At 34.8% G+C, this 13,436-nt stretch carries 11 protein-coding genes; 7 read left to right on the top strand and 4 right to left on the bottom strand.

All coding sequences use genetic code 11. From position 1 onward, the window contains the following. Positions 1-5 precede the first annotated feature (5 nt). The gene (locus tag CC99x_RS10265) at positions 6-1,298 is read right to left on the bottom strand and encodes a TolC family protein (protein ID WP_057624059.1); all 1,293 of its coding nucleotides are present in this window, start codon (positions 1,296-1,298) and stop codon (positions 6-8) included. Between the two features lie 322 nt (positions 1,299-1,620). Between CC99x_RS10265 and CC99x_RS10260 the strand changes: the two genes are divergently transcribed. After that, entirely contained in the window at positions 1,621-2,529 is a 909-nt protein-coding gene (locus CC99x_RS10260; RefSeq protein WP_057624058.1) for a cation diffusion facilitator family transporter, read from the top strand. Positions 2,530-2,544: 15 nt separating this feature from the next. Continuing rightward, positions 2,545-3,201, top strand: coding sequence for a class I SAM-dependent methyltransferase (locus CC99x_RS10255; protein WP_057624057.1), 657 nt, complete (start codon positions 2,545-2,547; stop codon positions 3,199-3,201). Positions 3,202-3,217: 16 nt separating this feature from the next. Here the strand turns inward: CC99x_RS10255 and tmpT are convergent, their stop codons facing one another. After that, on the bottom strand, positions 3,218-3,925 hold the full coding sequence (tmpT, locus tag CC99x_RS10250; protein WP_083477308.1) for a thiopurine S-methyltransferase: 708 nt from the start codon (positions 3,923-3,925) through the stop codon (positions 3,218-3,220). Positions 3,926-4,104: 179 nt separating this feature from the next. Between tmpT and CC99x_RS10245 the strand changes: the two genes are divergently transcribed. The 3 genes from CC99x_RS10245 (at position 4,105) to CC99x_RS10235 (ending at position 7,632) form a co-directional block, all read left to right on the top strand. Further along, positions 4,105-4,683 (top strand): hypothetical protein, encoded by a 579-nt coding sequence (locus CC99x_RS10245; RefSeq protein WP_057624056.1) that lies wholly within the window; start codon positions 4,105-4,107, stop codon positions 4,681-4,683. 154 nt (positions 4,684-4,837) lie between these two features. Continuing rightward, positions 4,838-6,490: a tetratricopeptide repeat protein gene (locus CC99x_RS10240; RefSeq protein WP_057624055.1), complete on the top strand. Its 1,653-nt coding sequence runs from the start codon at positions 4,838-4,840 to the stop codon at positions 6,488-6,490. A 365-nt stretch (positions 6,491-6,855) separates the two neighbouring features. Beyond that, complete coding sequence (locus CC99x_RS10235; protein ID WP_141651881.1) at positions 6,856-7,632, top strand: hypothetical protein; 777 nt, start codon at positions 6,856-6,858, stop codon at positions 7,630-7,632. A gap of 281 nt (positions 7,633-7,913) precedes the next feature. Here CC99x_RS10235 and CC99x_RS10230 read toward each other — a convergent pair whose 3' ends face one another. Both CC99x_RS10230 and CC99x_RS10225 read right to left on the bottom strand, forming a co-directional pair. Further along, on the bottom strand, positions 7,914-9,173 hold the full coding sequence (locus CC99x_RS10230) for a hypothetical protein (protein WP_057624053.1): 1,260 nt from the start codon (positions 9,171-9,173) through the stop codon (positions 7,914-7,916). Next, complete coding sequence (locus tag CC99x_RS10225) at positions 9,170-10,321, bottom strand: leucine-rich repeat domain-containing protein (RefSeq protein WP_057624052.1); 1,152 nt, start codon at positions 10,319-10,321, stop codon at positions 9,170-9,172. Before CC99x_RS10225 ends, CC99x_RS10230 begins: the two co-directional genes overlap by 4 nt. A gap of 277 nt (positions 10,322-10,598) precedes the next feature. On the opposite strand from CC99x_RS10225, the gene CC99x_RS10220 reads away from it, so the two are divergent. Both CC99x_RS10220 and CC99x_RS10215 read left to right on the top strand, forming a co-directional pair. Continuing rightward, complete coding sequence (locus tag CC99x_RS10220; RefSeq protein ID WP_057624051.1) at positions 10,599-11,849, top strand: Fic family protein; 1,251 nt, start codon at positions 10,599-10,601, stop codon at positions 11,847-11,849. A gap of 549 nt (positions 11,850-12,398) precedes the next feature. Further along, the gene (locus CC99x_RS10215; RefSeq protein WP_057624050.1) at positions 12,399-13,385 is read left to right on the top strand and encodes a HEAT repeat domain-containing protein; all 987 of its coding nucleotides are present in this window, start codon (positions 12,399-12,401) and stop codon (positions 13,383-13,385) included. Positions 13,386-13,436: the final 51 nt, after the last annotated feature.

The raw sequence follows: 13,436 nt of genomic DNA, 5'->3' as shown, positions 1-13,436 counted from the left end.
GCATTTCAAATGTCAATTTGTTCAAGTGTTCTGTTAAAACGCTCTAGCTCTGCATGGCTACTATGATATTGCTTCAATGCTTCATAATATTGTGAGTTTGCATCAGAAAGAGTGCGCTGAGCGTCTAATACTTCAATATAAGAGTATTTCCCTTTTTGATATCCTTCATAAGCCAAAGAAAAAGCTTTTTGAGCAGTTGGCAAAATGTGGGTTTTTAGTTGTAAAGCTTCTTGATAAGCACTCTGACAATTATGCCAATTTTCACTCACATATTCTTTAAGGGTGCGTTCAGTATTTTTTTGATTGCTATCAACTTCATTTATTTCGGCTGCAACGCGATAAATATTGCCTTGGTTTCGATCAAAAATTGGTAAAGGCAGAGAAACGCTGAGTACAAAAGCATGATTTCTATTCTCACGAAAATTGCGTATACCCGCATTAAAGGTAGGATCTGGTATGGCTTGGGCTTTTTCGTGTGCAAGATTTGACTTTTTTTCTTCCTTTAGAAAAGCATATTCTCTGAGTTCTGGCGCTTGTTTTAGACACAGATAATAGTGCTCTAAATTCTCAGGTGCGTTGAGATTGAAGAAATGTGCATGATCCAATGATGCTTCAAGATTTGTTGCATCCCAGAATCGAGCTAAGTGTTCTTTTGCTATTTTTAATTGTCTAACGGATTGTTCACGTTTTATCATGCTCATTGAGAGTGCTACTTTAGCTTTATGCAATTGAATCTCTGGTTCACGTGCAGCAGCAACACGTTGAGTGACGTTGGCTAAGATTTCTCTTGATAATGATTCTTGTTCTGTTGTTATTTTTAATGCTTCCTCTGCACCTAAAACATTTAGGTATGCGATTTGCACGTCACGTGCAAGATTGATTTTTTCAGTTTGAAGTTTTGATTTGGCTATTTGCATGGCGGCTTGAGCTGATTTTTGACGGGCTGTGCGTTTGCCCCCTATTTCTATGGTCTGTGAAATACCGTAGGTAAATTCGGAAGCGGCTGTACCATGATATTCATTGTTGCCGGCAAAATTTTCTGCGTCAAATTCAAAACTAGGGTTTAACCGATATTTCGCTTGTTTTTGATTACCATGCGCTGCCTCTATTTGTGCTTGAATAGATTGTAAGCGGGGCGAAGACATAAATGTTTTTTGAATGGCTTGGTTGAGTGTAATGATGTCATTTGATTGATAAGTAGATTCATCATAAGTATGTGATTGGGGAGAATGTGGTTCTTGGGCCCATAATGAAAATATACACAGCCATGATATTGAGCATATACATAATACCCGCATGCAATAATTCCTATTTTTAAAGTGAGTTTTAAGCTTGACAAAATAATGGCAAGATTAAGCAAGGATCTATTATTTACATGTTTGTAATATGAAGTAAAGGTTTTAAGTTTGTAGACTATAGAATGTGTCTCAATGTGATACAGCATGATAACTCTAAGGTTATATTTATTTTTTGCTAAGAGAGCATAGCGGTAGTCATGAGTCTGAAAAATTGCACAATTATATATGAGGGGAGTACAATATTTAAGTTCAGACACCATAATTATATGGTGAATGATTTATTTAATTAAGATTTTCAGTATGGAAACAGGAAGGCAAGACAATGGGAGCTAACCATAACCACTCTATTTCAAGCAGTACCAAAGAGAAGCCGTTGATATGGGCATTGATCTTAACATTTAGTTTCATGCTTGTTGAGGTTATCGGTGGTGTTGTCACAGGCAGTCTTGCTTTAATTTCTGATGCTGCTCATATGGTTACAGATGTAACTGCACTTGCGATTGCTCTTTTTGCTATTAAAATAAGTAAGCGTCCAGCTGATCTGATGAGGACCTTTGGCTATCATCGCTTTGAAATTTTAGCGGCTGCTTTTAATACGATACTTTTATTTTTTGTCGCAATATATATTATATACGAGGCATTTCAGAGAGCATTTTCTCCGCCAGAAATCCATTCAGTTGGCATGTTTGTAATTGCAGGTATTGGGTTAATCGTCAATTTTGTATCGATGCGATTATTAGCAGCGGATAAAAATAAAAGCCTTAATATTAAGGGCGCTTATCTTGAAGTATGGAGCGATATGATAAGCTCTGTGAGTGTCATCATTGCTTCTTTAATTATTTATGCTACAGGCTGGGCTTGGGTTGATTCTGTGATTGCAGTTTTCATTGGATTATGGATTTTGCCACGTGCTTGGGTTCTATTTAAACAAAGTATTAATGTTTTACTAGAAGGGGTGCCTGATGGTATTGACTTGAATCAATTGAAAGAGAAAGCATATAAAGTAAAAGGCATTTTAGATATTCATGAATTACATGTTTGGGCTATCACCAGTGATAAAATTAGCTTAACGGCACACATTGTGATTGACTCACAATATGATCATGAGAGCGTTTTTGAAGAACTTCGAGAGATCTTGTTGTCAGATTTTCATATTTCACATACAACCTTCCAATACGAACGTGAGAGATGCTTAGATGCAGACGATGCTTGTAGTTTTCGCGCTCATTGAAGGGTTTGAGCTTGAATGACAATTTCAGTGTTACAAAAATTTAAAGCATATTATATTATTTTGTTCTTGAAATTTTTTAAATTTATTTGTGTTCAAGAAACACTTAGAAAAGCCTATAAAAATATTCCAAGTTACTCTATTTCTAAACAATACCGTATTGAATATGAACCTACAAATCCAGATTTAATTTATGGGGAATTATCCGTTAAAGATTTTTTATATCTGTGTGCACTGATTCCTAAAAATATAAACTGTAAAATCTATGATTTGGGTTGTGGCGATGCTCGTTTACTTTTAGCGGCCGTATTATTGTTTAAGGACTTAAAAGCAGTTGGTATTGAAAAAATTGCAAGCTTACAAGAGATTGCATCAACTGTTATATTGCCTATGCTCTCTAAAATAAAGGAAAATAATTCTACTGTAACCGTTATAAAAGATAACTTTTTGCATTATGATTTTTCTGATGCAGATATCGTATATGTAAATGCTGCTGCATTGACGGATGCAACATGGCAAGCTTTACATGAATTATTTGAAAAATTAAAAGTAGGAAGCCATATTATTACGGTGACTCGTAAATTAGATACGCAGTCATTTTCCCTTATCTATACCGGCATTCATCAGGCAAGTTGGGCGAAAGCCTGGGTATATATTTATTATAAATTCAGATAGCGTATACACGTAAATTTTAATCATTTGACAGTTGATAAACCATCTCTATAGCCTCTGTTAATCCACGTGCTTGTAGATGAGAAGGTATATGTGCAGGCTGGTTATGCAGAGATTGGATGTTTAGATGTGCGTCAAAGAGTCTGTGTACTTCTGCGTCATCTATAGAGAATGGGGGGCCTTGCATGATCGCTTGATTGTAACCAGCCGTAATTAAAAGTATTTGTGTATGCGCTTGCATGAGACTTAAGGTCTTTTCTACATAACCATCACGCATTTCAGCAGGTAAGGCAACCAATGCGGCACGATCATAAATCGCGTCAATAGATCCAATCATTTCTTTGCTGACTTGAAAGTAGTCACCTGCGAACAGACGGATATTTTTAGCAGTAAAAATAGTATAGTCTTCGATTTTTGTTTCTTGATAAGGGATTTGATAGTGCTTGAAAAAAAGTTCACAAGCTTGAAGATTGAGTTCTACGCCAATGACCTGATAGCCTTGCTCAGCAAGCCAGACCATATCCACACTTTTTCCGCATAAAGGCACAAAAATACGTGCATTAGGCTTGAGCTTTAAATGATGGAAGTAGTTTTGTAGCAAAGTGTTAGGTTGTTCTTGATCAAAACCAATTTCATTTTTTTGCCATCGATTGTGCCAAAATTCTTTATGCATGCTACGTTCTCTTGATAATTGTTGTGGCGTAATTGAACTACACTTATTAATCATGTCAACTTTCTTAGCTTTGACATATTTTATATTTATGAGGTTACTGAATTTAATTTCAATTCTAGCCTTGTGTCAAGTTAAGAGAAAAAATCTATATATTTTCAATCCAAAATAGATTTTTAAAAAGAAAAAATATTTTAAAACATAAGACTATATATTATCTTCAAGGAGATACAGCTGTGATTAATTATACCTTCACTCAATATTGGGAACAATTTGAAAAGGCACTCATATCTTTATTTGAAGAATACAATAAGCAGTCTATCCAAAGAGATAATGTTTATGTTAATTACCATAATACTGTCATGGAAATGGTTTGTTTAGGAAAAAAAATAGAAAATGCAAACTTGTACCATAAATATCGTTTGGGTGAGCAGATAAAAAAAACGATTAAACATGGTTTTCCAAGTAAAGGTGTACCAACAATAAATAGCGATTATACGCTTCAATTAGCAAAAATATTTATGGCACATTCTTGTCTGTTGGCCAGTGGTCAAGTGCATAGCGAGCAAACACTTGTGAATACACATTTAAAATCTGGTATGGAGACTGCTGCAAAAGATGTATTAACATTAGATAGAAGAATCAAAAAATATGAATCGACAAAAATAGAAACAAATATTCAGAAAACATATTGCAATGCATATCAAACACAAAAAGGCATAGAACAGCAGTCTTTGCATGAAAATAATGCAGAAAAGGCGTTATGGATTGATGAACTGAATAGTCATAATGCTTGTGTACATAAGCGGTTTTAAGTTTTGAGCTATAACCAAATATACTGATAAATATCGTTGTTATTGAAACTAAAGCCAGATATTTTTGGTCATTTCTAGTGAAAGTTATATTTTTATGCTGAATATGAGTATAGTTTTTTACAAAGGTTTTGAAAAGCGCTAAGGACAAATAGAAATGAGAATTTTAGCCAGTATGATTTTGAGTTTAGGAATTTCAACTAGTATCTTAGCTCAATCTATAGAATTTACAGAATCTATGGAGTCTGCCGAATCTGCAGATTCTATAGAATCTACGGAATCTATGGGGTCTATCGAATCTGCAGATTCTATAGAATCTATGGAATCTATAGAATCTACAGAAAACCCAGCATCACTTGATGACACCAAGATATATGAAACAGTTCTTAAAAATGCAGAAAAAGGCAATGCTGAAGCACAATATAATCTTGGGGTTTTGTTTGCAACAGGTAAAGGTGTGGATCAAAATGATACTGAAGCTGCAAATTGGTATCTAAAATCTGCTGAACAAGGTGTTGCGCAAGCACAGTATAATCTGGCTATTCTATATGATGAAGGTAAGGGTGTCACTCAAGATTCAAAAGAAGCCGCAAAATGGTATTTAAAGGCCTCTGAACAAGGCATCGCTGATGCGCAATATAATTTAGCAATTATGTATGCTGGCGGAGAAGGTGTATCTCAAGATTTCACAGAAGCCGCAAAATGGTATTTAAAAGCTGCTGAACAAGGTGTTGCACAAGCGCAATATAATTTAGGGCTTTTGTATGATAAAGGCAAAGGCGTCACTCAAGACTCAAAAGAAGCAGCAAGCTGGTATCTAAAATCTGCTGAGCAAGGCGTGTCTGAAGCACAATATAATTTGGGTATTATGTACGCTAGTGGACAAGGTGTCTCTAAAGATGGGAAAGAAGCGGCTAAATGGTATCTGAAATCTGCAGAGCAAGGAAATATCAGAGCACAATATAGTTTAGGCATTATGTATGCCAATGGAGAAGGCATTGCTCAAGATAAGAAGGAAGCCGCAAAATGGTTTCTAAAATCCGCAGAACAAGGTGATATTCGTGCACAGTATAATTTGGGAGTCATGTATACTAATGGAGAAGGTGTTGTTCAAGATAAGAAGGAAGCGGCAAAATGGTTTTTAAAATCCGCGGAACAAGGTGATGTTGGCGCACAATATAATTTGGGTGTTATGTATGCCAATGGAGAAGGTATTGTTCAAGATAAGAAGGAAGCGGCAAAATGGTATTTAAAAGCGGCTGAGCAAGGTATTGTGGAAGCACAGTATAATCTAGGTATCATGTATGATCAGGGTGAGGGGGTTGTTCAGGATTATACAGAGGCTGCAAAGTGGTATTTGAAAGCGGCTGAGCAAGGTGAAGGTGGGGCACAATATAGTTTAGGTATTATGTATGATTATGGTAATGGTGTGCCTCAAGATTACAAAGAGGCAGCGAAGTGGTATCTAAAAGCAGCTGAACAAGGTATTGCTGAAGCGCAATATAATTTGGGTATTATGTATGCCAATGGAGAAGGTGTTGTTCGAGATGAGAAAGAATCAGAAAAATGGTATTTAAAAGCGGCTGAACAAGATCTTGCAGAGGCTCAGCATGCGATGGGGCTAAAATATATGAAGGGGGGAATGGGGATAGATTATGCTACAGCGCATATGTGGTTAAGCCTAAGTGCAAGTCAAGACAATGCAAATGCTAAACAAGATTTAAATCTTCTTGAAAAGAAAATGTCTCCTGATCAGATTAAAAGATCTAAGGCACTTGTTGCAGAATGGGTGAAGCGGCATAGGGGGTAGTCGTTTAGATAGTCTGGCAAACTGAAAATGATTAGAGAGTTGATAATCTGAGTTTAAATATGCTTTCAATAATAACTTTTTATGAGTATTTTGCTACGAGCCAATAATCCACCTTCCAGATAAGAAGATCGTAATAATGATTTTGATAGCAGTGACTAATTATTAGTGTGTATACATTAAATATTTAAGATATTGTATGGTGTCGTTGACAAGGCGTTTTAGGAAATGTAGATTGCAACCATATTGTATCTTGATGAAATATCTCAGATGTGATCCATCAATATATCAATAAATTTTTAAGTGTAATATTGATGAAATGTTCATCAGTTGAGTTGAATATTAAATATAGAAAATACGGCAGTAATATGATTGAAAATAAGATAAAAAATATTAAAGAACAATTTAAAGAAACTTACAAGCTAACAATTTCGTTACCACATTATTTTCTGATTTTTTCATTGATTATGACGTTTATTGGTATTCAGGGTGATAGTGTTTCTTCGAAGGCATTTGATTTAGATATCAGTACTGACACATATCTTAATGGATTGTTAGAAAATTGGAATACTTATATTGCAGCTGTTCTTTTTTCAATAATTAGCTATTCAATTTTATACCCCATGCTTCTAAAGATAAGTCACCAGAAATTTCGAGGTGCAAATATTAGATTAATAGATGGTCTGTGTGATTTTAAAATATATAAGGAGCTATTTCTCTACGCTTTTGGAATTGTGTTTTATCTTTTGGTGCTTCCTGTTTTAATGAAAATTCTGATTGGATATAATAGCTCTTTATATGCTTTTGGTGCTGTTTTATACTTTGCTGTTTGGGTCTATATAGTGTTCAGACTTACTATTATGGTGAATATAATACTTATTGATAAGATAAGTTTTAGAAAAGCCGCATCTGAATCAAATAGGCGTATGAAAGGCAAAGGTATCGAGATGCTTTGTCATGTAGTTCTTTATTGTTTTATTATATATGTATGTGGTCACTTTACTGTATTTGAAAATTCCAAAATCTTTGTGTATTTTATTTCTTGTATGTATTTCATACCACTGAGCATTATTTTGTATGAGCAAACAAAGAATAAACCATATCCTACAGCTAAGGAGAAAAAAGCTGAAGTATGGACTAGATAAATAATAAGATCGTTGCAGCTTTAACGATTAAGCGCTTCGCAATAGTATTACAAATATCTTGATTTAACTTTGCTATTCAAAGAGAGTACTTTAATGTCAATGTATTTCTCTAATTTTTTCAAAAAATTAGAGAAATAAGGGTTAAAGTGCTTAGCCTTAGCAGTAAGTATAAATGTAAGCCAATTCAAAAATGCGATAATACACTGATTATGGCAGCAAGATGTAAAACTAGAGGTTCATTGGATTATCTAGTTTATCCAACTTGCTGCGCACCCATTTTGTTAAGCGAATTTTAGATTTCTTGGTGAAGATAAGTTAAATTCAACCATAGCGATTTCATTTAATTCCTGTAGTAACAGCTGACAAGCTTGTGTTTCTTCACCAGAATATACGGGTTCATCAGGAAATGCTTGGTGCATTGATAAATATTCATAATTATAAAATCCATCAATTACATCTTGCATCAACTCATGACTGCTAAAGCAATCGAACCGATTAGGATTTTCCAACACACATAGTGGGAATCCTTGTTTTGCCAGCTCACGAAAGAGTGCTATCACACAAATAGCTCGACAGTTAGCATCCCAAAATGGGTGAATACGCTCAATCAAGCTAATGGTAGAAACAATATTTTTTAGTTTCTCCTCACGAGTAGCAGCTAGACACATTTTGGCATTATATTCAGCTAAAATTTCGTTTACTCGTATCTTTAATGCTTCTCCCCATAGGGTCGTATTCACTCGATTGGATGTAAGAGAATAATCTATCCCTAGACCAGGGTGCAAACAAGCTTCACGATATCCATCCATTGATTTGTTACAATCATTTCCATTCATTGAAATCCCAAATCCAATGGTGGTAGGATTATCTCGATATGGACTATGAGTATATTGACTTTGTAAATCATTCACCCCATTAACACTCTCAACACAAGCTTGGTGAATATTAACTAATATATCAAAATCTAAATCCTGATCTAAAGTTGAAAGCGCGAATGCAAGCGATTTGGTCATCGCTGCCAATGCCCCTGGTTGACGCTGGTGATAAGATAATGGAGATTCTTCTTTTTGCTTACCTACTCCGACAAACAGTCGCCATAAATTGTGTTGCCTTATCAGCTCACTGATTGCTAATGAGGAATTATGTTCATCTAAAAACTTTTCTGGAATGACTGGCATGGACTTAGGCGTGTCACTGCTCCCGAAAGCAGCATAAGAAAATAATCCTTGTTCTATCCATTGTTGCACGAGTTTCCCTTCTTCACTCTCCAGGTTTATTCCGCAACGCCTAAGCACAATTTCACTATTCAGTTCTCTAATAAATAACGGGTCTTTTTCTAATTGGAGCTTGCCTGGGTTGGATAATAGTCGATAAAACACTTCTGCAAGCTTTCGAGTATCAAAGTCAGAAAATTGATCGAGGTTTTGCTGATATTGAAATAGCAATTTTTTTAAGGCATGCTTTGTCAGTAACCAAAATTCACGAGTATCTTGATCTGAGACATATGAAAAAAATAGTGATTTCAGGGGGCCGTCATTCATAAATCATACCTTTTATTTAATAATGGTTCAGGGTTTTCTTCAGTTTTTTCTTGAAAATACCCTTGCCAAACTTTCTCACGCATAGGTTTTTCAATCTCATTAGATGTATATTTTTTTAGGATTTCTTCTACCATTTCGCAGGGTAAAATATTAGCGAAATCTTTGCCAATATTTTTATAGTATGCTAATAAAGCTTTACGATTTTGAATAATAACTTCTTTTAATCTCTCTGATAAATCTCCCTTGATGTCTACTAATAAGGGCGCTTGTGATTGACTTAATTTATCCGTGAGGACTTGGATTGACTCTGCACTAAAATTATTCCCCTCTATGTGTAAATGCTTGAGTGAGCCACATTCAAATAATGTTTCAAATAATGACACGACTTGATCTTGGTGGCATTCAAATTGATTAAGTCCACAATATGCAATATTGAACAATATTAATGGGAGCTTAACTACATTTTGCAAAGAGGCTTGAAATGATTCCATAGGCAATTTACCAAAATTATTTCCTTTAAGATTTAATCGTTGTAATGCTTTGCATTGATGAATACCGACAAAAAATCTATCAAAAATATTGCTGTCTAACTGTTCAAGATCATTATCTGCTAAGTTGATATGTGTTAAACTCGATAGTGCTTTCAAATTTATCCAAAGTGCTTCTGTCGCTGCCAATGATAATTGGCTTAATTCGTTCCAACTAAGATCTAGGTTTTGCAGTTGAAATTGCTGGTTCATACCTTGCCAAAAAGCATCGAACCATAGCTGGTTGACGCTACCTAAATCGTTGCCGCTTAGGTTTAGGACTCTCAAAGTTTTATTCTGATAAGAATCTTTAAAGACTTGATGCCATCCTTCTTCAGAAAATTGCTTAAGTTTATTCCAGGATAAATCAAGACTGTGAACTTTTGGTAACCGAGCTATTGTGTTCAATAAGATGTGCATTCGAGAAGGAGAAAGTTCACCTAATTCACAACTCTCAAAGCTTAGACATTGCAAGTTCTGGCATAAGGATATTTTTTCAATGAATGCCTTAAATTGCTCTTCGCTTAACTCCTTAAGTGAAAGGTTTTTAAAATCTCCAGTTTCGATATTCAGTACCTGATTAGGATCAAGTGTAATTAAACTCTGGTAATTAATTTTCATGCACATACTCTATTTTGACTTCACACAAGTTATGATTATGATCAAGTATTTTGAGTCAGTCATTATACTTTTTATTTTGATAAAAGGAAAGATTTCTTACAACGCAATTGCGTGCACATAATCTATTCTTCATTAATTTTAAATTTCTTTGCATTTTCTCAATCTAATTTCAGACTTAATCGTGTAACTGCCCTGATTTAAATTTTGAAATTTGAACTTCGTACCAATCCTTGGGTCTTTATGAGTAGATAAATGCTTTAAAGAAGGGTGATTCATAATGAATAGATACTCTGCAAAGATCTTGTTTCAAACACACGATATTGCATACGATAATCAAGCAAATGAACAAAAAAGACTAGAAATATTATTAAAAAAAGCATTAACTGACTTCTACCGCAGTCTACAAGAAACACCAGTAGAATTTAAATCGATGAATGATTTAGCTAAAGCATTGGGTTCTAGTGGGGGCATGAAGGGGAATTTACAAATTTTGCTCAATCAAAACCCAGTGTTTGTGCAAAAAACCTTGCAAAAAGATGTACTAAACAATAAGTTAAAGTTTGATACACCTGAGCCTTTTGAAACCATTTGTAATTGGGTGAATCAGGGATTACTCATTGAGTTAGCTCTGCCTCAAGAACCGAGTCAACCTGCTATCGTTCCTAATGAGTATTATGGAACAAGCGATTTTAAGGAAATCATGAGTGATTTAGTAGATCATAATGTCGGTTGGCGTTTATTTGTAGATGGCACCAAACAACGCAGTGAAACCGCTGCCAGTTATGATCAGCGAGAACCAGGATGTCTATTGGCGATGGCAAGAAGCTTTCATCATGCTATGGAGAATGTTAATACTCCTTTGACGTTCAATCAAATTATTGAGCTTCACACCTTGTGTATTAATGGCGTGAATGAATTAAATGAAGATCCTCTTAGCAAAGAACCTTATCGAATAAGTGAAGATATTGTGGGCTTTGGTATTGCCAATCGTGGGCAGGAACCTACTCAAACTCTAAACGGTTACCGCGAACTTTGTTTGCATTCTGGTATCGATAAAGATTACACCGTTCGATGTAATAGAGTACAAACCGTTTTATATGGCGATGGGCTAGTCTCACGAATCGATCAGATTCTAGCCGAATACGAAGGTAAAATGAGTTTAGCATCCACTAAAGAGCAAAAGCTCCATCTAATTGTTGAAAACATTGCTTACCTTGAAAGAATCCACCCATTTTGGGATGCCAATTGTCGAACATTATGCGTCATGGTCTTAAACAAAGAACTGATCCGGCATGGATTCCCTCCCGTTATTCTAGAAGATCCTAATCGATTTGATTGTTTTAGTACAAATGAATTAATGAATGAAGTAATTACAGGATTTAGAAACTACGAATGTGTCAAAACATATGGCCAATTACCTGAGGAAAATTCAATGAGCAAATTACATGTTCGAGAAAGTGTTGAATTAGTTCATGGCATTGAGGAAGAGTTGAGGAGTTTAAAACCTGGAATACGATATGGCATGTAATGCTATCATTCTTTTGTAATAATAAAAAAATGATGTGCTATCTATCGGCAAGAATTAAAATCGTGAATCTACTTTAGAGCACAGTTCGAATAGTATTTGGGTTATAAGCAGTTTTTGAGATATTTTTTGTTAAAATCATTTGTAATGTGGAGTGAGTGGTTACCTTTATTTATGTTTTATCTTATAATTGAGACAGTCTTGGATTTATGAGTTTATTAACATGAATACAACGAATTTTATTTATTACATATATCCATTAGTATTTTTTTATACGATAGCAAAAAAAAGAAAGCCATGGTTTTATGGACTTACAGATAATGATAAAAGATTGAATAGTGCTATTCTCAAAAAAGGTTTAATTTTTCTTTTCTTGTTGCACAGCTTGCTAGTGCTGCATACCGCTACGTATTGGTATATTAAAGGATATTTTTCTCACTAATTAGGTAGTGATATTATATATGTCCCATGAGTTTTTGAGTGTGGGATATCATAGCTTTAGCTATCCAAGCAAATTAAATCACTATTCGTTGTAAGGTGTATTCAGATATCATGAAAATATTTCAAAAGATATTTTTATACATCAGTTTTGTATCTTTCATCTTGTATTCACAAATTGTTAAGTCATCTTTTTCATTGGATACATTAGAAGTGACTTGCGCTGGTATTGAGGTGATGGGTGTCGATCGTGATACGGCCAAAGAGATAAGAAAACTCTCTACTATGCAGGTTGGTGAGGCCTTTAGATTATCAGAGTCGAACCAATACTGTGAAGAAACTATTAAGCAACTTAAAAACAAACTCCCTTTTGATGATATGAAGTGTTCGTATATGGCACTCTCTAATGGTGATTTTTATTTTGTGCTAGATATTATTCCTACAGACATGCCAATTAGGTATAGAGTTATTCCAGAGCCTTCGCATGCAGTAAAAAAGCTACCGAAAGAATTAATTTCTCTTTACGAAAAGCTTAATGAGCGTCGTATTGAATTAATGCACAATCATGTAGAGTATGAAGAATCTTATGATAAAGGTTTCTTTGATTCTGATGATCCTGTTATGCATGGTATTGCAAAGAAACTGAGTGTGCTTGCAAAAAAACATAATCATGAATTATTGAATATTATCCATTTCTCTAAGGATATAGAGGAAAGAAGAACAGCTGGAATACTCCTCTCTTGGTCTCAACATCCCAGTAATCTTAGCTATATTGCAAAAGCAGATTTGCTGCAAGATTCTGATAGTGCCGTTAGAAATAATGTTGCTAGATCTTATATTCATTTTATGAGCCAAGTAAAAGATAAAGCAGCACTCAGAGATATAATACCTGCATACTGTAAAATGGCCATGTTGCCATTACATTCGGACAGGAATAAAGCCCTATATTCCATTCGCGAAGTTATTAAGCACCATCCAGATCTTGTTTCAGCAATAGACCAAGAATGTAAGAGTAATATTTCATATATTGCGGAAATGAGTATTATTGATGACGTGGGAGGCGTTGCGAAACAGATTTTGGTGTTAGTCAAAAATACCTAAAATTTTAATTATTACTATGTGTGAAGTCCGATATAAGTTTATTGCTAAGCA

The organism is Candidatus Berkiella cookevillensis, assembly GCF_001431315.2.
GTDB lineage: Bacteria > Pseudomonadota > Gammaproteobacteria > Berkiellales > Berkiellaceae > Berkiella_A > Berkiella_A cookevillensis.
This window is presented reverse-complemented; position numbering and strand designations above follow the sequence as displayed.

Coding starts and splice junctions, on each gene's coding strand:
- CC99x_RS10260 (WP_057624058.1), top strand. CDS start 1,621: ATGGGAGCTAACCATAACCACTCTATTTCAAGCAGTACCAAAGAGAAG.
- CC99x_RS10240 (WP_057624055.1), top strand. CDS start 4,838: ATGAGAATTTTAGCCAGTATGATTTTGAGTTTAGGAATTTCAACTAGT.
- CC99x_RS10255 (WP_057624057.1), top strand. CDS start 2,545: ATGACAATTTCAGTGTTACAAAAATTTAAAGCATATTATATTATTTTG.
- CC99x_RS10265 (WP_057624059.1), bottom strand. CDS start 1,298: ATGCGGGTATTATGTATATGCTCAATATCATGGCTGTGTATATTTTCA.
- CC99x_RS10225 (WP_057624052.1), bottom strand. CDS start 10,321: ATGAAAATTAATTACCAGAGTTTAATTACACTTGATCCTAATCAGGTA.
- CC99x_RS10220 (WP_057624051.1), top strand. CDS start 10,599: ATGAATAGATACTCTGCAAAGATCTTGTTTCAAACACACGATATTGCA.
- tmpT (WP_083477308.1), bottom strand. CDS start 3,925: ATGATTAATAAGTGTAGTTCAATTACGCCACAACAATTATCAAGAGAA.
- CC99x_RS10235 (WP_141651881.1), top strand. CDS start 6,856: ATGATTGAAAATAAGATAAAAAATATTAAAGAACAATTTAAAGAAACT.
- CC99x_RS10230 (WP_057624053.1), bottom strand. CDS start 9,173: ATGAATGACGGCCCCCTGAAATCACTATTTTTTTCATATGTCTCAGAT.
- CC99x_RS10215 (WP_057624050.1), top strand. CDS start 12,399: ATGAAAATATTTCAAAAGATATTTTTATACATCAGTTTTGTATCTTTC.